Annotated in this window: 19 protein-coding genes; 11 read left to right on the forward strand and 8 right to left on the reverse strand. The window is 69.6% G+C overall.

Annotated features, from left to right (window positions below):
* Nucleotides 1-18 precede the first annotated feature (18 nt).
* Entirely contained in the window at nucleotides 19-1,281 is a 1,263-nt protein-coding gene (locus ACFY3J_RS10710) for an MDR family MFS transporter (RefSeq protein ID WP_390840725.1), read from the reverse strand.
* Nucleotides 1,282-1,479: 198 nt separating this feature from the next.
* Here ACFY3J_RS10710 and ACFY3J_RS10715 point away from each other — a divergent pair, with 198 nt between their 5' ends.
* The 4 genes from ACFY3J_RS10715 to ACFY3J_RS10730 all read left to right on the forward strand — a co-directional run bounded on the left by ACFY3J_RS10715 (nucleotide 1,480) and on the right by ACFY3J_RS10730 (nucleotide 4,125).
* On the forward strand, nucleotides 1,480-2,241 hold the full coding sequence (locus ACFY3J_RS10715; RefSeq protein ID WP_384177530.1) for a phosphoglyceromutase: 762 nt from the start codon (nucleotides 1,480-1,482) through the stop codon (nucleotides 2,239-2,241).
* A gap of 322 nt (nucleotides 2,242-2,563) precedes the next feature.
* A complete protein-coding gene (locus ACFY3J_RS10720) occupies nucleotides 2,564-2,872 on the forward strand; it encodes a hypothetical protein (RefSeq protein WP_384177532.1) in 309 nt (102 codons plus the stop codon).
* Between the two features lie 51 nt (nucleotides 2,873-2,923).
* On the forward strand, nucleotides 2,924-3,238 hold the full coding sequence (cutA, locus tag ACFY3J_RS10725) for a divalent-cation tolerance protein CutA (protein WP_384177534.1): 315 nt from the start codon (nucleotides 2,924-2,926) through the stop codon (nucleotides 3,236-3,238).
* 209 nt (nucleotides 3,239-3,447) lie between these two features.
* Nucleotides 3,448-4,125, forward strand: coding sequence for a DUF4232 domain-containing protein (locus ACFY3J_RS10730; RefSeq protein ID WP_384177536.1), 678 nt, complete (start codon nucleotides 3,448-3,450; stop codon nucleotides 4,123-4,125).
* Nucleotides 4,126-4,217: 92 nt separating this feature from the next.
* Here the strand turns inward: ACFY3J_RS10730 and ACFY3J_RS10735 are convergent, their stop codons facing one another.
* The 3 genes from ACFY3J_RS10735 to ACFY3J_RS10745 form a co-directional block, all read right to left on the reverse strand.
* Nucleotides 4,218-5,588: a phosphatase PAP2 family protein gene (locus ACFY3J_RS10735; RefSeq protein WP_390840726.1), complete on the reverse strand. Its 1,371-nt coding sequence runs from the start codon at nucleotides 5,586-5,588 to the stop codon at nucleotides 4,218-4,220.
* A gap of 289 nt (nucleotides 5,589-5,877) precedes the next feature.
* The gene (locus tag ACFY3J_RS10740; protein ID WP_390840727.1) at nucleotides 5,878-7,257 is read right to left on the reverse strand and encodes an FAD-binding oxidoreductase; all 1,380 of its coding nucleotides are present in this window, start codon (nucleotides 7,255-7,257) and stop codon (nucleotides 5,878-5,880) included.
* 39 nt (nucleotides 7,258-7,296) lie between these two features.
* Nucleotides 7,297-8,217, reverse strand: a complete 921-nt coding sequence (locus ACFY3J_RS10745) for an antibiotic biosynthesis monooxygenase (RefSeq protein WP_390840728.1) — start codon at nucleotides 8,215-8,217, stop codon at nucleotides 7,297-7,299.
* 111 nt (nucleotides 8,218-8,328) lie between these two features.
* Between ACFY3J_RS10745 and ACFY3J_RS10750 the strand changes: the two genes are divergently transcribed.
* Nucleotides 8,329-8,895, forward strand: coding sequence for a nucleoside deaminase (locus ACFY3J_RS10750; RefSeq protein WP_225074542.1), 567 nt, complete (start codon nucleotides 8,329-8,331; stop codon nucleotides 8,893-8,895).
* A gap of 112 nt (nucleotides 8,896-9,007) precedes the next feature.
* Nucleotides 9,008-9,394 carry a hypothetical protein gene (locus ACFY3J_RS10755; RefSeq protein WP_390840729.1) on the forward strand — a complete coding sequence of 129 codons (387 nt, stop codon included), beginning with the start codon at nucleotides 9,008-9,010 and terminating at the stop codon, nucleotides 9,392-9,394.
* A 136-nt stretch (nucleotides 9,395-9,530) separates the two neighbouring features.
* Here the strand turns inward: ACFY3J_RS10755 and ACFY3J_RS10760 are convergent, their stop codons facing one another.
* The 3 genes from ACFY3J_RS10760 to phoU form a co-directional block, all read right to left on the reverse strand.
* Complete coding sequence (locus tag ACFY3J_RS10760; RefSeq protein WP_390840730.1) at nucleotides 9,531-10,112, reverse strand: lamin tail domain-containing protein; 582 nt, start codon at nucleotides 10,110-10,112, stop codon at nucleotides 9,531-9,533.
* 455 nt (nucleotides 10,113-10,567) lie between these two features.
* Nucleotides 10,568-10,723: a hypothetical protein gene (locus ACFY3J_RS10765; RefSeq protein WP_172632924.1), complete on the reverse strand. Its 156-nt coding sequence runs from the start codon at nucleotides 10,721-10,723 to the stop codon at nucleotides 10,568-10,570.
* 137 nt (nucleotides 10,724-10,860) lie between these two features.
* The gene (gene phoU, locus ACFY3J_RS10770; RefSeq protein ID WP_390840731.1) at nucleotides 10,861-11,550 is read right to left on the reverse strand and encodes a phosphate signaling complex protein PhoU; all 690 of its coding nucleotides are present in this window, start codon (nucleotides 11,548-11,550) and stop codon (nucleotides 10,861-10,863) included.
* Nucleotides 11,551-11,786: 236 nt separating this feature from the next.
* On the opposite strand from phoU, the gene ACFY3J_RS10775 reads away from it, so the two are divergent.
* Together ACFY3J_RS10775 and ACFY3J_RS10780 are read left to right on the forward strand one after the other, a co-directional pair.
* The gene (locus tag ACFY3J_RS10775; RefSeq protein ID WP_384177549.1) at nucleotides 11,787-13,103 is read left to right on the forward strand and encodes a sensor histidine kinase; all 1,317 of its coding nucleotides are present in this window, start codon (nucleotides 11,787-11,789) and stop codon (nucleotides 13,101-13,103) included.
* Nucleotides 13,100-13,780, forward strand: coding sequence for a response regulator transcription factor (locus ACFY3J_RS10780; protein WP_010358452.1), 681 nt, complete (start codon nucleotides 13,100-13,102; stop codon nucleotides 13,778-13,780). Before ACFY3J_RS10775 ends, ACFY3J_RS10780 begins: the two co-directional genes overlap by 4 nt.
* Before the next feature lie 113 nt (nucleotides 13,781-13,893).
* Here ACFY3J_RS10780 and ACFY3J_RS10785 read toward each other — a convergent pair whose 3' ends face one another.
* The gene (locus ACFY3J_RS10785; RefSeq protein ID WP_390840732.1) at nucleotides 13,894-14,565 is read right to left on the reverse strand and encodes a copper chaperone PCu(A)C; all 672 of its coding nucleotides are present in this window, start codon (nucleotides 14,563-14,565) and stop codon (nucleotides 13,894-13,896) included.
* Between the two features lie 690 nt (nucleotides 14,566-15,255).
* Between ACFY3J_RS10785 and ACFY3J_RS10790 the strand changes: the two genes are divergently transcribed.
* The 3 genes from ACFY3J_RS10790 (at nucleotide 15,256) to ispF (ending at nucleotide 17,296) form a co-directional block, all read left to right on the forward strand.
* On the forward strand, nucleotides 15,256-15,738 hold the full coding sequence (locus tag ACFY3J_RS10790) for a CarD family transcriptional regulator (protein WP_003953493.1): 483 nt from the start codon (nucleotides 15,256-15,258) through the stop codon (nucleotides 15,736-15,738).
* Between the two features lie 309 nt (nucleotides 15,739-16,047).
* Nucleotides 16,048-16,812 (forward strand): 2-C-methyl-D-erythritol 4-phosphate cytidylyltransferase, encoded by a 765-nt coding sequence (gene ispD, locus ACFY3J_RS10795; protein WP_384177554.1) that lies wholly within the window; start codon nucleotides 16,048-16,050, stop codon nucleotides 16,810-16,812.
* Nucleotides 16,802-17,296, forward strand: coding sequence for a 2-C-methyl-D-erythritol 2,4-cyclodiphosphate synthase (gene ispF / locus ACFY3J_RS10800; RefSeq protein ID WP_384177556.1), 495 nt, complete (start codon nucleotides 16,802-16,804; stop codon nucleotides 17,294-17,296). The genes ispD and ispF overlap by 11 nt, the downstream gene beginning before the upstream one ends.
* Nucleotides 17,297-17,348: the final 52 nt, after the last annotated feature.

A 17,348-nucleotide genomic window follows, 5' to 3' on the forward strand; every position in this document is an offset into this window, starting at 1 on the left:
CGGCCGCGCCTGTCGGCCTCACGCCGTGCCGACCTCGGTACGGGGCTCGGTGCGGGACTCCACGGTGGTCGGCTCGGCCTTCGGCAGGCGGCGCATCAGGGCCCAGTAGCTGAGGGCGGCGGCCGTGCCGACGGCCGCGCACATGCCCCACAGCCACTCGGCGCCGAGCCGGTCGATGACGGCACCGGACATCAGCGGCGCGACCAGGGCGGCCACCGACCAGGACAGGGTGTAGACGCCCTGGTAGCGCCCGCGCCCTTGCACCGGGGAGAGCCGGACGACCAGCCCGGTCTGGGTGGGCGCGTTGATCATCTCGCCGAGGGTCCACACGCACACCGTGAGCGCGAACACGCCGACCGATCCGGCGAACGCCGTGAGCCCGAAGCCGTACCCCGCGAGCAGGGCGGAGACGATCAGCAGCCGCCCGGGGTCCCGGTGCTCGATGAAACGGGTGACCGGGATCTGCAGGGCGACGATCAGGACCCCGTTGACGGCGATGGCCATGCCGTAGTCGGCGGGTGTGAACCCGGCCCGGCCCATGGCGACCGGCAGCCCGACCGCCCCCTGCTGGAAGACGACGGCGATCAGGAAGGACGCCCCGACGACACCCATGAACCGCCCGTCCCGCAGGACGGTCCACAGCCGGACGGCGTCGCCGCCCTCGTGGCTCACGTGCGCGTCCGGGTCCGGCCGGGATTCGGGCACCTTCAGGAAGACGACGATCGCGCAGGCCAGCGTCATCGCGGCCTCGATCAGGAAGCCGGCGAGATAGCTGTACTCGGCGATGAAGCCGGCCGCCATGGAGGAGACGGCGAAGCCGAGGTTGATCGCCCAGTAGTTGAGGGAGAAGGCGCGGACCCGGTCCTCGGGACGCACGATGTCGGCCATCATCGCCTGTACGGCGGGCCGGGAGGCGTTGCTGGCCATGCCGACGAGGAAGGCGACGGCGGCGATGGCGACGGGATCCCGGACGAACCCGAGCGCCGCGACGGACACGGCGGTGGAGGCCTGGGCGACGAGCAGGGTCGGCCGCCGTCCGAGCCGGTCGGCCATCACGCCACCGGCGAGCGAGGAGACGACCCCGCCGAGCCCGTGCAGCGCGGCGACCAGACCGGCGTACGAGGCGGAGTAACCGCGGCCGAGGGTCAGGTACAGCGCCATGAACGTGGCGACGAAGGCGCCCAGCCGGTTGACGAGGGTGCTGGTCCACAGCCACCAGAACTCACGGGGAAGCCCGGAGACGGTCTCGCGGGCGGCACGTCTGAGACTGGCGACGGACATGGACGACCCCCCGGGGATGTAAGCGGCTGAAGGAGCGAGCACAACTTACGAGGAGGGGGGTGTGCGGCACCACTCAATTAGCAGAAGCCGTCAACTGTCGGACACCGCTGCGGGGTGGCCGTCCGCCCGCTGTCCGCCCGCCGTCCGCCTGCTGGGCGCCGGGGCAGGCGGCCGAATGCGTGGATTACGCTCTGAGGCATGGCCGACGCACCGTACAAGCTGATCCTGCTCCGCCACGGCGAGAGCGAGTGGAACGCGAAGAACCTGTTCACCGGCTGGGTGGACGTCAACCTCAACGAGAAGGGCGAGAAGGAGGCAGTCCGCGGCGGTGAGCTGCTGAAGGACGCCGGCCTGCTGCCCGACGTGGTCCACACCTCCGTCCAGAAGCGCGCGATCCGCACGGCCCAGCTCGCGCTGGAGGCCGCCGACCGCCACTGGATCCCGGTCCACCGCTCCTGGCGCCTGAACGAGCGCCACTACGGTGCTCTCCAGGGCAAGGACAAGGCCCAGACCCTTCAGGAGTTCGGCGAGGAGCAGTTCATGCTGTGGCGCCGCTCCTACGACACCCCGCCGCCGCCGCTGGACCGCGACGCCGAGTACTCCCAGTTCTCCGACCCGCGCTACGCGGCCCTCCCGCCGGAGCTGCGCCCGCAGACGGAGTGCCTGAAGGACGTCGTCGTCCGCATGCTCCCGTACTGGTTCGACTCGGTCGTCCCCGACCTCCTGTCCGGCCGCACGGTCCTGGTCGCCGCCCACGGCAACAGCCTCCGCGCCCTGGTCAAGCACCTCGACCAGATCTCGGACGCCGACATCGCGGGCCTCAACATCCCCACCGGCATCCCCCTCTACTACGAACTCGACGCCGACTTCCGCCCCGTCACCGCGGGCGGCAAGTACCTCGACCCGGACGCCGCGGCAGCCGCCATCGAGGCGGTCAAGAACCAGGGCAAGAAGAAGTAAGTGGCGTGATCATGCCCCCGTCCCGCGCTTATGGTGCGGATCGGGGGCATTTTCACGGCCCGGGCCCACTGTGGGCCCTCAGTCCCCCGAGCCTTGCGGCCGGAGCGCCTGCCCGAGAGCCTTCCGGGCGCGGTCCCGGCTACTGGGCATGAGGTGCGCGTACACCCCTTTCATTGGCGTGAGGTGGGGGCCGCCCTTGGCGTTGCCAGGACCGTCCGGCCGATCAGGAGGGTCGTGGGCTACGGAAGCGCGTGGACGCGGCGTGCGGCGGGTGTCATGATCACGGCGGCGTCGGTGTGGGGCCGGCGCGCAGGGAGGGACCATGAAGCTCTATCTCGCCGTACCTTCTGTTCTGGTGGCGTTGCTCATCGCTGCCTCGGGCGTAGCGGCGGTTACCCGTGGCTGGGTGCTCCCCTGGAACCGGCGTTCGGTTGGCCGCGTTCGCCTCTACGGCTGGGGGCAGTTGGTGGTTGCCTTCGGCCTGTGCTGGCAAGTGGTCTTCGGGCTGGTGATCAGCTGGCCGGGCGTCCAGGAGTGGGAGGCCGGCATCGCGCTTATGCTGATCGGCTTCATCGTGATGGCGGTGGGCCAGTACACGGGTGGTAATCGGCAGGGCAGCGGCGTGTCCTAGCCGACTGAGTTCCCTGGTCACAGACGGCCGCCTGATCGCTAGGCTCCCCGTATGACTGAGCCTGAGGACGAGACTGAGTACCTGCAGTTGTCGATCGCCATGCCGGAACGTGAACAAGCCGTCGCCCTCGCCAGGGGTGCAGTCCAGGGGCGTCTGGCCGCCGGTTCCCAGATCATCGGCCCCGTGGTGTCGATGTTCTGGCACCTTGGCGAGTTCGGGGAGCGCGAGGAGTGGAGGCTGCTGCTGACCACGACCGAGGAGCAGTACCCGGAACTGGGGAAGTACCTGATGGAACATCACCCGTGGGAGAACCCCGAGGGGCTTTTCGACGTGATCCCCGTCTACCGGCTCCCATACTCGTCGTAGTCTCCGATCTCCTCTCGGTCGTCGTGACGCGAATCAAAGTGACGGAGCATCACCATGCTCCTCGTGATCATGTCACCGGTCTGTGACAGCGTTGTCCTGGAACGACGGCGCCGGGATCCCTTCGGCTCGCTGCCCCCTCATAGTGATCAGGTGACCACCGGGAGCCGACACGGCTTCGACCTCAACTACTGAGTACCCAGGGGGATTTCATGTCCGCAAACCGTCGCAGGGCCTTCCTCGTCTCCGCAGCCATCGTGGGCGGCGCCATGCTGATGACCGCATGCCAGGACGGGGACGCGGCCACGGACACCGGCGCCGCGCAGGGTTCTTCGTCCGCCACCCCCGTCGGTGATGCGGCCACCCCGTCCGGCTCGTCGGCCGCGGGCAGCGGCCGGAGCAGCGACAAGGGCTCCAACGCGACGGGCAGGGGAACCGAGGACGCGGCCGGCTCCGGCGCCGACACCGGCAACGGCAAGCGGGAGCCGGTCGGGCAGAGCTGCGGCGCCAACGACATCTCCTGGAGCACCAGGTCCGAGACCCAGGCCGGCGGATACATCCTGATCATCGCCAAGGCGAAGCCGGGGATCACCTGCTACCTGCCCGCCGCGCTTCCGACCGTGGCGTTCGGATCCGACGGCACCCAGGCGGGTCCCGCGGAGCAGACCGCCGGCAAGCAGATCAAGCTGAGCGGGAGCACCACCGCCTACGCCGGGGTGAACCCGAAGACCACCAACGGAAACGGTGGCAAGGAACTGGACTTCATCATCGTCGGTGTCGGTGACGACGACCCCAACCCGGTTTCCCTGCCGGTCGGCACCATCACTGTCGAAGACCCGATCGTCACCAACTGGCACACCGCCCCGGCGGACGCCGTTCCCTTCAGCTGAACGGACCCGCAGCTCGTGATCCGTGCTTGAACGGCTTGGCGCGGGCAGCGGCCGGACCCGGGACCGGGCCTGATGGTGGCGTGCAACACGATTCAGATCGGTTCCGGCTGAGGGACCGGTTGTCGCGCCGGTGCGGTCGTCGGTTGCCACGCCGCTGTGGTCCGTACGTAGCCGTAGACCACGGAGGTCATCGCCAGCATGAGCAGTGGTCCGGACACCCACGGATGCTCGGCCATCTCCAACGGCAGGAAGCGGTAGGACACCAACAGCGCGGTGAAGACCGTTGCTCCGTAAGCGACCAGCCGGATCCCTGATCGGTCCCAGCCGCGGTCGAGCGACCGCAGAGCTGCCTCGATCGTGAGCGCGAACACCACGCCGGAGATGAGATCCACGCCGTAGTGGTAGCCGAACCCCAGCGTTGCGGTGAGCGTGGCGATCAGCCAGAACGTGCCCGCGTACCGCAGAACGCGCGGGCCCTTCCGGGAATGGATGAAGATCACGACAGCCCACGCCGTGTGCAGGCTGGGCATGCAGTTCCGCGGGGTGATCCCGTCGAACGGCATGGGGTGCGGGGCATCGACCGGTGGCGGCGTCTGCGGCCACAGGTCGGCCACCGCCCAGTGCCCGCTGGACGGAATGTCCGGCGACCACAGGCTGATCGGCGCCCAGTACTCGGTGCCGGTGCCGTAGGCGAAGATCGGTCCGACCACCGGGAAGATCATGTAGAAGGCCGGCCCGAGAAGGCCGACCACCAGGAAGGTGCGCACCAGGTGATGGCCCGGGAAGCGGCGCTCGACCGCCACGCCCCGCAGTTGGTACAGCGCGACGACGACCGCGGCCACCGCGAGCTGACCGTAGACGGTGTCGAGGAAATTGAAGCCGATGGGGCCGGTGGCCGTGACAACCCGGCCCACCAGCCACGACGGATCGCCCAGCGCGTGATCGGCTGTTGCCACGTACTGGTCGAGCACCGCTGGGCGGGTCTTCGAGGTGATGAGCAGCCATGTGTCGCCTGTCTTGCGGCCGGCCATCAGCAGCAGGCCCAGTCCGACGCCCTTCAGCAGCAGGACACGTTCCTGGCCGGTGCGGCGAGTGACAGCGATGACCGCGCAGCCCAGAATCACCCACAACGCGCCGTTGCCGAAGGGGTGGCCGCCGGTCGTCTCGGCGTCCACCGCCCACCGGACCAGCAAGAAGGCGATATCGATACCGATCGCCGCACCCACCGCGATGAACCGTTGCCGCCAGGTGAGGACCACCATCGTCAACGCCATGGCGGCGTACAACAGGCCGCCCGACTTGGGGGCGGCCACCACCTCCCGCACCTGGTTGGTGATCGGCCCTGGCAGGCCGTAGCGACGCGCGGCGAACTCCAGCACGATGAGGAATCCGAGGGCCACGGCACCCGCCACGGCCCAGAGTCCCGCCCGTCGTCGGGGCAGGTCCGGTCGAGGTGTGCGCATGGGCGGAGTGGTCACTTCGCCCGCAGTCCCGATGCGTCTCCCAAAGCCCCGAGACACCTCATCCCCCCTCAGCCCGCCCCTGCACGCCACCCGTGCCCTTGGTGTGCCCTTCAGAGCGGACAGCCGCAGTCAACAGCGTTCCCCCCAGGCCCTCACGGGAGGGAAGCACAGGGGATCTGCGCAGGTCAATAGCCATGTGGGCACACAAGCGCCGTCGCTTCCCAAGCTGAAGGCTCAGACACCGTCGTCACGGGGCGGCCGTCGAGGCTTGCTCCGGGCGCCAGGCCCCTCAGGCGGACAGGTAGGAGAAGAAGAGACCCTGCGGGTCGTACTCCGCCCGCAAAGATCGCAGGCGTTGCCAATCGGCAGGCGTGAACGACCGCCGGGCCCGGGACGGGTCGGCGGTCAGGTCGGCTTCGGCGATGTAGTGACCGGCCCCGAACGGCTCCACCGCGTGCATGGCGTCCCGCAGCCAGTGCACGTTGACGTCGTCATGCGCGGGATCGGTCCAGACGGCGTACGGCACGACGTAGCTCTCTCCGAGCACGGAGAACGCCATGTTCCGCAGCAACTCGTCCTCCCGCGAGACCGGTGAGACGGGTGCCAGCACGAAGGACTTCCCGGAGGGGGCTCGGGCGACCGCGTCACCCAGCTTCGCCAGGAGCGAAGCGTAGCCCTCGTGCGACCACAGCGTGTCGGCCGCGTAGCGGTGCTTCTCGGGCCACAGGTCCATGGAGGCGTCGTAGAGAACGGCAAGAGACGTCGGCTCATCGAGCCGTCGGGACAGCGCCGGTTCGGAGAGAGGGCAACTCCGCAGCGGACGCAGGGCGTCCACGGCTTCAGCGTGCGAGTTCGCGAACGCGGTGGCGGTGACGACGACCACCTCGGGCCACGGCCCATCCGGCACGCCTGATGCGTTCTCGGCGGCCAGCAGGAAGGACAGCTCCACGTTCGCGGGCAGATCACGCGCCGTCCCGGTGGCCCAGTCGGCCACGGGGCCGACTGCCGTAAGGGGAAAGACATAGGAGGTCGTGGCGAGTGCGGCCGGACGCGGCTGCAGACGGAGACGGAAGCCGGTGACGGCGGCGAAGAAGCCGGGTCCGGCTCCCCGTGCCGCCCAGAACAGACCGGGATGCTCTTCTTCGGTGCACCTGAGCACTTCACCGTCGGCTGTCACAGCGGTGATCTCCAGTACGCTCGCGCAGCCCACCCCCCACAGACCGGAGTTCCAGCCGAGGCCGCCGCTGAGGAGGTAACCGCCCAGAGCGACGGAGGGGCAGTGCCCTGCGGGGAAGGCGAGATCCCGCCGGGCGAGCTCCCTCGCGAATCTGCTGCCGATGACACCCGGCTGCACGGTCGCCGTCGCCGAGTCGGCGTCGATCTCCCACTGATTGAGTCCTGAGAGGTCGAGGAGTATGCCTCCGTCCCGCAGTGGTGAACCGCACCAGCTGTGTCCGCCCGCGCGTACGGCGAGTCGCAGTCCCCTGGAGACGGCCAGCTTCAGGACTTCCTGAACGTCCCGCTCGCAGGCGGCTCGGACGATCAGGTCGGGGTACCGGTCCGGCTTGAGTTCGTTCCACAGAGCGCGCGCACGGGCGGTCTCGTAGTCCGCGTCGCCCCTGCGGAGGACTGCGCCCTCGATCCGTGAGCGCCGGTTCTGTTCGCTCATGACGACCTCCTCGTCGTGAGCGGCCGCCGGGGCCGGCTGTCAGCCGGTGGTCAGGCCGAAGATCACGACGAACGCCAGCCAGCAGATCGCCACCACCGCCGCACCTGCCACGTCAATGCGGAGGGACCGAGCCCGACTGGGCATCAGCCAGAAGGCGAGGGCCCTGCTCACCAACGGCATCAGCAGCCAAGTCAGGATGGACACGCTCAAGACGTTCGAGATGAACAAGGCGAGATGTCCGGGCAGACCGAGAGCGGCAAGTCGGGGACCCACCACGAGGTTGAGGACCTCGACGGTGGGATAGAGGGCCAGCACCACGGACATGGCCTGCTTCCAGTTGGGCGGACCGCCCTCTTCCGCACCCTGCTCGAAGCGGAACCAACTGCCGAACGCGGACCCGACCTTGCGTACGTCGTAGGAGACGAAGGTGCCGCGCCCTTCGTCGAGAAGCTTTCGACGGGTGGTGGATTCGAGCCACTTGTCCAGATGCTGACGGGTGTCGAAGCGGAAGGCTGTGACCCACTTGTCCTGGATTCCCTTCACGGGCCGGAACAACTCCGAGCCCATGAAGCCCGGGAACCTCCTCTGAGCCGACAGGATCTTCTCCTGCCAGCTCACAAACGCCCGTTCCTGGTCAGGCCGTACGTCGTGCGAGATCACCGCGGTGACGGCGTCGTGGACCGGCGTGCCACCCGCGAGAACTTCCTGCGTGGGGGCTTCCTCGAACAGGTCGCTTCCCTGTTCGAGGAGTTCACGGCGTGTATCGGAGCTCATCCACGCGGTCAGCTGATCCAGATGGGAGAAGCGGAAGACAACGACCCACTCGTTTCCTTCGGCGGAGGGCGGAGGGTACTGCTCCGTTCCCTCGAACCCGTCGAATTCGCCTACGACCTCGTTGGTGCGATCCTGCCAGCGCAGGTAGTCGTCTTCACATCCCGGACGGACCTTCTGTGAGACCACGACGGTCGCGCTGTCGCCGTGGGAGCCAGGAGTTGCACGAGGACTCACGCCTCCTAGGGTAGAGAGAAGCCCCATATGCCGCAAAAGTAACGTGGGATCGGAGGCGCCGAGATGGGACACAGGGAGTACCTGGCCGAAGCGGCGCAGTTGGCCACCGAATCCGTCGAGAACGGCTGGGGAGGCCCTTTCGGTGCGGTGATCACCCATGATGGCGAGGTGATCGCTCGCGGCCAGAACCGTGTACTGCTCACGGCGGACCCCACCGCGCATGGCGAGGTGGAGGCCATACGCAAGGCCATCCAGTACCTCAACCCGGATGCTCCCACGGTCTCGGAAGACCACCAGAACGAGTACACACTGGAGTTGGTGCCCCGCCCCGACGGGTCCCCGGACATCCTGCCGGAGCGTGCCCGCATGCTCCAGGGATGCTCGATCTACACCAGCGGCGCGCCCTGCCCCATGTGCATGAGCGCCATCTACTGGGCGCGAATCGGCGCCGTCTACTACAGCTGTGACTGGAAAGCCACCAGGGAGATCGGGTTCAGCGACGACTTCCAGTACGAGGACTTCCAGCGGCCTCCGGACCAGCGGAGCATCAGCATCAAGCAGATGTACCCCGAGTTGGGCGCCCAGGCCTACCAGGCGTGGCAGGACAAGCCGAACCACCATCCGTACTGACGGCCACTCACTTGTGGGTGCGTTAGCGTCTGGCGGTATGGAGATAAGACCGTGGGGGTATCGCCTGGCCGCAGTCGTGGCCGTTTCGGGCTTGTTGGTGGTGGGGTTACCCGTGTTGTACTTCCTGACCACCTATGGCTGCGGCGAGGACGAGGACCGGCTCGCCGGAGTGATGGCGGGCGCGGCGGTGCTGGATACGGCCCCGGAGGGGGCTGATGCGAAGGACCGGTACCAGGGGTGCGACGACGACGATCGCTTCGTGGTCGTCGGAACGCAATACCGGTACGGCGGATCCGCGGAGAACGCCTTGGCTCACTATGGGAGGGCCGCCGGGGCGGACGGCTGGCGGCCGATGACCACGGGCAAGGGCGAGACGGTGTCCGGTTGTTTCACCAAGTCGATGGGCGGGACGACCGCCTACCTGGGCATAGAGGGTCCGGACGACGGTCTGCTTCATGTGGAGATCACCGCGGACCGCGCGGGTTCGCAGTGGTGCTGAGGAATTGACCACCAATAGCCCTGGTGACAGAGGAAGCAGCCCGCATGAAGAGGCCCCCGGCCGGCGGAATCTCCGCCGGCCGGGGGCCTTTCAGCGGCCGGGGCCGGCCCGGCCGTCAGCAGGGGGTGCCTGGGGGTCAGTGGCGGCCGCCGTGGTTGTTGCGGTCGTTGCGGTCGTTGCGGCCGCCGTGGTCGTTGCGGTCGTTGCGGTCGTTGCGGTCGTTGTGCGAGTCGCGGGTGTCACGGGGGTCATGACGGTCGTTGTTCCAGGCGGACGTGTCCACCACGCGGCCGCGCTCGTTGCGCAGGGTGGCGGTGTCGCGGCGGTCCCAGATCTGGTTGCGGCGGTCCTGGAACAAGTCGTTGCGGGTGTCGCGGCCCACGCCGGTGTGGACCCGGACCGTGGCGTGGCCGTTGAGACGGAAGTGGCGGAAGGTGTAGGTGTGGCCCTGCTTGTCGGACAGCGTCCAGCCGCGCAGGTTGACGTTCTCGCGGCTGTTGTTCGTGATCGCCACCCACTCCTGGTTCAGGGCGCTGTTGGAGCGGTGGCCGCGGCCCTCGGAGCCGAGGTGCACGTTGCTGATCACCACGTTCTGTCGCTGCGGGCGCGGGGCGTGGTCGGCTGCGGACGCCGGCAGCGCCACCGTACCGACCAGTGCTCCGGCGGCGGCAACGGCGGCGGCCAGACGGCGGGCGGTCACAGAAACGGAAACGGACACGGGCTCTCCCTGCTTGGTGCGAGCACACTCCGCCCGCGGGGACGAGCCGCGCGGGAGGGTGTGTGCTGTGCTGTGGCGGCCGGCTGACCGCGCCCTCACACCTTGTCCGCCGATTCCGGTACATGGCGGTAATTCCCGACCGGTGTTACGGAGCGCCCGTATTTCTGTGACGGTTGCCTGTAGGGATCATTCAGCCGTCGAACGCGGACAGTTGACGGGCCGTCGGCGGGAAGGTCCTTGCGGGCACTGAGCGGCAGCGCGCGTTCGCCATGGCGCGCCACCCCGGACGCGGCGCGGCCGTCACTCTTTCGTGGGTAACAGCAGGTGCAGGTGCCGGTGCATACGGCGCAGGGCCCCGGTGGAATACCGGGGCCCTGCGATCACCAGCGGCGACGTGCCGCGGTGCGGATATAGGTGAACCGATTCGGGTGAACGTGGTGGGCGGCGGCGTCCCGTCAGCCGCACTGGCAGGGGCCGCCCGACTGGCACCCGCAGCCGCAGCCCGAGCCGCAGCCGCAGGCGCCGAAGAGCGGGAGGCTCCTGATCTCGGCGGGCTGCTCGGTCTCGCGTTCCTGCGTGGGGTCGGGCGTGGTGCTGGGGGATTCGGCCATGGGTCCCTCCTAGAGACTGGTGCCTTTGCCCATTTCATGCCCGCCGCACTGGGCGCATCAACGGCGCACGGTGGCTCGAGCACACCCTGGCGCCCCCGCTTCCCGCCCCCGGCCGGCCCCCGGCCGGCCTCCGGCCGTCAGGCGCCCTCCACCCCCGTCACCGGCTGGATGTCCTGCTGGAGCTCGTCCGCGTGCTCGCCGGTCACCAGGTACACCACCCGCTTGGCGACCGCCACCGCGTGGTCGGCGTACCGCTCGTAGTAGCGGCCGAGCAGGGTGACGTCCACGGCCGTCTCGATTCCGTGCTTCCAGCGGTCGTCGATCAGGTGCGTGAAGAGGGTGCGGTGCAGCAGGTCCATCTCGTCGTCGTCCTGCTCCAGCTGGAGGGCCAGGTCGACGTCCTTGGTCACGATCACCTCGGCCGCCTTCGCCATCAGGCGCTGGGCCAGCTGCCCCATCTCCAGGATGGTGGCGTGCAGGTCCTGCGGGATCCCGCGCTGCGGGAAGCGCAGCCGGGCGAGCTTGGCCACGTGCTGGGCCAGGTCGCCCGAACGCTCCAGGTCGGCGGACATCCGCAGGGACGTGACGACGATCCTGAGGTCCGTCGCCACCGGTTGCTGCCTGGCCAGCAGGGCTATCGCCCGGGCCTCCAGGTCGTGCTGGAGCTCGTCGACCCTCTGGTCGGCCTCGATCACGCTCTCGGCCAGCTTCAGGTCGGCGTCCAGGATGGCGGTCGTGGCGCGCCCGATCGCCGACCCGACCAGCCGGGCCATCTCCACCAGACCGTCGCCGATCGAGTCAAGTTCCTCGTGGTACGCGTCCCGCATCAGGGTTCCCTCTCGTGCGTCGTCGTTCGGGGGTTCGGTAGGGGTTTTCCGGGGCCGGAGGCCACGGCGGAGCCTGGGGTACGAACCCCACGCTCCCACGGTCCGGGGCGTACACGTCCGTTTCCGTCACCCCAAATGAACCATTACTGGCTCCAAGGTGAACTCTGGGCGACGAGTGTCCGAGGTCGCACCTCGACGGCTGTGGTCGGGTCCTGTCCCGTGCCTAACCTGGACGCATGGACGTGAACGCGGCGGTCGCCGCAGCGGCAGCGATCGCCGGAGTACTCACCGGCGTCATCGCCATGCTGGCGTTCCGCTGGAGCGAGCGCGAGCAGCGGCGCCCGACCCGTACTTCCCTGCACACCGACCCGGTCCTGCCGCCGGGTGTGGACACCGTCCTCTCCGTGCTGCGCTCCTCCGCAGTCGTCCTCGACGAGGCCGACGCCGTGGTCAAGGCCAGCTCCGCAGCGTACGCCCTCGGGCTGGTCCGCGGCGGCAAGCTGGCCGTGGAGCCCATGCTCCAGATGGCCCGGGACACGAGGAGGGACGGAGAGATACGGCAGGTCGAGCTGGACCTGCCACGACGCGGCACCGGACGCGGCGAGGCCCTCGCCGTCTCCGCGCGTGTCGCGCCGCTGGGCTCCCGGCTGGTCCTGCTCCTGGTCGAGGACCTGACCGAGGCCCGCCGTATCGAGGCGGTACGACGCGACTTCGTCGCCAATGTGAGCCACGAGCTGAAGACGCCCGTCGGCGCGCTCTCCCTGCTGTCCGAGGCCGTCATGGACGCCTCCGACGACCCGGAGGCCGTGGAGCGGTTCGCCGGCCGCATGCAGATCGAGGCGACCCGGCTCACCAACCTGGTGCAGGAGCTCATCGACCTGTCCCGGGTGCAGAACGACGACCCGCTGGAGGACGCCGAGCCCGTTCGCGTGGACGAGCTGGTGGCCGAGGCCATCGACCGCTGCCGCCACCAGGCGGGAACCAAGCAGATCACGATGGCCTCGAACATGGTGGAGCCCGAAGGGCTCGCTCAGGGTGGTGGCGGGCGATGGGCGGGCGGCACCGCCGACCTGCGCGTGTGGGGCAACCGCGGCCAGCTCGCCGCCGCCCTCGGCAACCTCGTGGAGAACGCCGTCAACTACTCCCCGTCCCGCACCCGCGTCGGCATCGCCGCCCGCAGGGTCAACGTCCCCGGCGGGGACCTCATCGAGATCGCCGTCACCGACCAGGGCATCGGCATCTCGGACAAGGACAAGGAGCGCATCTTCGAGCGCTTCTACCGCGTCGACCCGGCCCGGTCGCGTGCCACGGGGGGCACCGGTCTGGGTCTGGCGATCGTGAAGCACGTGGTCGCCTCGCACGGCGGGGAGATCACCCTGTGGAGCGCCGAGGGACAGGGCTCCACCTTCACCCTGCGACTGCCGGAGGCGGCCGCGGCCCGAGAGGCCCGCGACCGTGCGCAGCAGCACCCCGCCCTCGACGAGGAGGCCGGGCAGCCACTCACCCAACCCACCCCTTACGAACCGCTTCCCGCCCCGGAGGTCCTTCCGTGACCCGAGTGCTCGTCGTCGAGGACGAGGAGTCCTTCTCCGACGCCCTGTCGTACATGCTCCGCAAGGAGGGCTTCGAGGTCGCCGTCGCGGCCACGGGGCCCGACGGACTCGACGAGTTCGAGCGCAACGGCGCCGATCTCGTCCTCCTCGACCTGATGTTGCCGGGGCTGCCCGGCACGGAGGTGTGCCGCCAGCTGCGCGGCCGCTCCAACGTTCCCGTGATCATGGTGACCGCCAAGGACAGCGAGATCGACAAGGTCGTCGGCCTGGAGATAGGCGCGGACGACTACGTCACCAAGCCGTTCTCCTCCCGCGAGCTGGTCGCCCGTATCCGCGCGGTGCTGCGCCGGCGCGGTGAGCCGGAGGAGGTCACTCCGGCGGCCCTGGAGGCCGGGCCGGTCCGCATGGACGTCGACCGGCACGTGGTCACGGTCTCCGGCTCCAAGGTCGACCTCCCCCTCAAGGAGTTCGACCTGCTGGAGATGCTGCTGCGCAACGCCGGCCGGGTCCTGACCCGGATGCAGCTCATCGACCGTGTCTGGGGTGCCGACTACGTCGGCGACACCAAGACGCTGGACGTCCACGTCAAGCGTCTGCGCGCGAAGATCGAGCCGGATCCGGGTGCCCCGCGCTATCTGGTGACGGTCCGGGGGCTCGGTTACAAGTTCGAGCCGTAGGCCGGTGCGGGCCGCGCAGCGCGCACCGTCCGTCCCTCGCACGCCAAGGGCGGCACTCTCCTGAAGGGGGTGCCGCCCTTGGCGTGCTTGGCGTGCTGGTCGCGGACCGGGTCTCAGTTGCCGGTCGTCGACTGCGAGGCCGAGTCGCTGGGGGTCGCGGTGGCGTCGCCGCCGCCCGACGCGGAGGCCGCCCCGGACTGCTGGGCCGACGGCGACTTCGACTGGTCGCCCGCGGCGGAGTGGGACGCGGCCGGCTCGCCGGGTGCCGCCGGGATGTTGCTCGGGCCCCACTTGTCGAAGTAGCCCTGGGCCGGGACCACGAAGGCGCGCAGGCTCACGTCACCGGTCTTGCTGAAGGTGAAGGTGATCTTCTGCGCGTTGCCGTCCTTGAGCACCGGGCCGGGGTTGGTCAGCGCGGCGGAGGCGTTGCCCTTGCCGCCGAGGACCACGGAGCCGTGCGCGGGGACGGTCACCTTGCCGCCGCCCTGCGCCGGGGTGATCTGGGCGGAGCCGTCGCCGTCGACACGGATCCCGTCCAGCGTCTGGTCGGTCGTGCCGTTGTTGAAGAGCGTCGCGATGATCACGGCCGGGCCCTTGGTCTGGACGCCGGGCTGGGTGACGACCACCGCGTTCTGGACCTTGATCGTGCCGACCGTCGTGGCCGCGTGGTCGGGGCGGATCTGGAGCGTCTGGGCATCGTGGCCGGCACCGCACGCGGCGAGCGAGGCGATCGAGAACGCGATGGCGGCGGCGGCGAGGGCGCCGCGTCGAAGGCTGCTGCTCACGGCGGCGGCAACTCCTTGAACGTGGGCGGAACAGGGCGGCTCTCTTATAAAGCCGCCCTAAGCGTCTGTCAGCGGCCATAGGTTACCGAGCCGTTCCCACGGGCCCGCACCCGACCCGCCCCCTGTGCCTCCCGCCACACCTCGCGCCCCCGCGGCACAGCCGTCCCGGTGCCCGGAATCCGGTCGTGCGGCCGGGTCCGTGCGGGCCCCCGCGCATTGGCCGCGCGGCCGTCCGCCTTTCCGATAAGCGCCCCCCGCATAGCCCGCTCATAGCCCGTCATCGGCCTGCTGGGGATTTCCGGTGAAGGAATGCGCGCCGGGGGCGGGAATTGATCACCGGCGGCCCGTCCGGTGGATGGGGCGAACGGCGTGATCAATTCCGGATTCGTCTTGGAGACGGCTCCGGAGCACCGAACGGAGTAGCGGAAGTCGAGCGCTTGGAACCAGACAAAACGGGATGTTCGGCCGTTTGGATGGAGCGCCGGATGTGTGTAACGTACGCGTTTCACCCCGCGTGGAGAGCCCCTCCGACCTGCGAATACCTGCTTCCCCTTGACCCCCGTGACCCTTCCGAAGCACGTCCCTGTTGCTGTTGTCAAGCCCCGAGATATGCCCTGACCTGCGAAAACGTCATTCAGAAGACGCCGTATCCGTGTTACCCTGGATAGCCACGGAAGGGGTACCTGTCACATGACGTTCAAGGTTGGCGACACCGTGGTCTATCCCCATCACGGGGCCGCGCTGATCGAGGCTATCGAAACTCGCCAGATCAAAGGCGTGGACAAGACCTACTTGGTGCTGAAGGTCGCCCAGGGTGACCTGACGGTGCGTGTGCCAGCGGACAATGCGGAGTTCGTCGGCGTGCGTGATGTGGTCGGTCAGGACGGGCTGGACCGGGTCTTCGAGGTCCTGCGTGCTCCGTACGCCGAGGAGCCCACGAACTGGTCGCGTCGCTACAAGGCAAATCTGGAGAAGCTCGCCTCCGGCGATGTCATCAAGGTCGCGGAAGTCGTGCGTGACCTGTGGCGTCGCGAGCGCGAGCGCGGACTCTCCGCCGGAGAGAAGCGCATGCTCGCCAAGGCCCGCCAGATCCTGGTGAGCGAGCTCGCCCTCGCGGAGAACACCAACGAGGACAAGGCCGAGGCCCTGCTCGACGAGGTTCTCGCGTCCTGACGCGAGGCGACTGCCACACCCGCCTCAGTTCAGCACAGAAAATGCCGCGGTGCCCGATGGCGCGTTTCACGTCGCCGGGCGCTGCGGCATGTTCGTACCCGCGCGGGTCCGCGCGGGCGTCCTCCATGCCGTACGGCCGGGGAGGATCCCCCCGATACTGTGTGCCGGGCCCGGGCGGTCGACTCGACCAGGGTCACGGAAGGGTCCGGTCGAGGCCGCATGCCCGGCACTCCCCCCGGACTCTGCGAGCAGGGGGGTGCTCCCCCAGGCCATACCACGCCGGGCCGCCACACAAACCTGACAGGAACCATGTCTGACGATTCGCGCCCCTCACCCACGAGCGGCCGGCCGGAAGCCTCCGTCGCCGCCGTGATTCCGGCCGCCGGCCGGGGCGTACGCCTCGGTCCGGGCGCCCCCAAGGCACTGCGCGCGCTGAACGGCACGCCCATGCTCATCCACGCCGTGCGGGCCATGGCCGCCTCCCGGGCGGTATCCCTCGTCGTCGTCGTCGCCCCGCCCGACGGCGCAGCCGAGGTCAAGTCGCTCCTCGACGCGCACGCGCTGCCCGAGCGCACGGACTTCCTCGTGGTGCCGGGCGGCGAGACCCGCCAGGAGTCGGTCAGGCTCGGCCTGGACGCGCTGCCGCCGGGCCACGACATCGTCCTCGTGCACGACGCGGCCCGCCCGCTGGTTCCCGTGGACACCGTGGACGCGGTCATCGAGGCCGTACGGGCCGGGGCGCCCGCCGTCGTACCGGCGCTGCCGCTCGCCGACACCGTCAAGCAGGTCGAGCCCGCGGCGGTGCCCGGTGGGCCCGAGCCGGTGGTGTCCACGCCCGACCGGTCGCGGCTGCGGGCCGTGCAGACCCCGCAGGGCTTCGACCGGGCGACGCTGGTCCGCGCCCACGAGACGGTCACCGACGACGTCACCGACGACGCGAGCATGGTCGAGCAGCTCGGCGAGCGGGTCGTGGCCGTGCCCGGCCACGAGGAGGCCTTCAAGGTCACCCGTCCGCTGGACCTGCTCCTCGCGGAGGCGGTCCTGGCCCGGCGGAGGCTGAACGATGGCTTCTGACGCGCCCCTGCTTCCCCAGGTCGGCATCGGCACCGACATCCACGCCTTCGAGGCGGGCCGCGAGCTGTGGTGCGCGGGCCTGAAGTGGGAGGGCGAGGGCCCGGGACTGGCCGGGCACTCCGACGCCGACGTCGTCGCGCACGCCGCGTGCAACGCGCTGTTCTCGGCTGCCGGCCTCGGCGACCTCGGACAGCACTTCGGCACCGGGCGCCCCGAGTGGTCCGGCGCGTCCGGGGTCACCCTGCTGGCGGAGGCCGCGCGGATCGTACGCGCGGCGGGCTTCCGGATCGGGAACGTGGCGGTGCAGGTCGTCGGCCCCCGGCCGAAGATCGGCAAGCGCCGGGACGAGGCCCAGAAGGTCCTGTCCGAGGCGGCCGGAGCGCCGGTCACGGTCTCCGGCGCGACCACCGACGGGCTCGGCTTCCCCGGCCGCGGCGAGGGCCTGATGGCCGTGGCCACGGCGCTCGTGGTGCGCGCGGGCTGACGGCGTGCGAGGGTACCCGCGTACCCCTCGCCCCCGACGCGGGCACCCGACG

The organism is Streptomyces sp. NPDC001231 (assembly GCF_042896885.1).
In the GTDB taxonomy this organism is placed as follows: Bacteria; Actinomycetota; Actinomycetes; order Streptomycetales; family Streptomycetaceae; genus Streptomyces.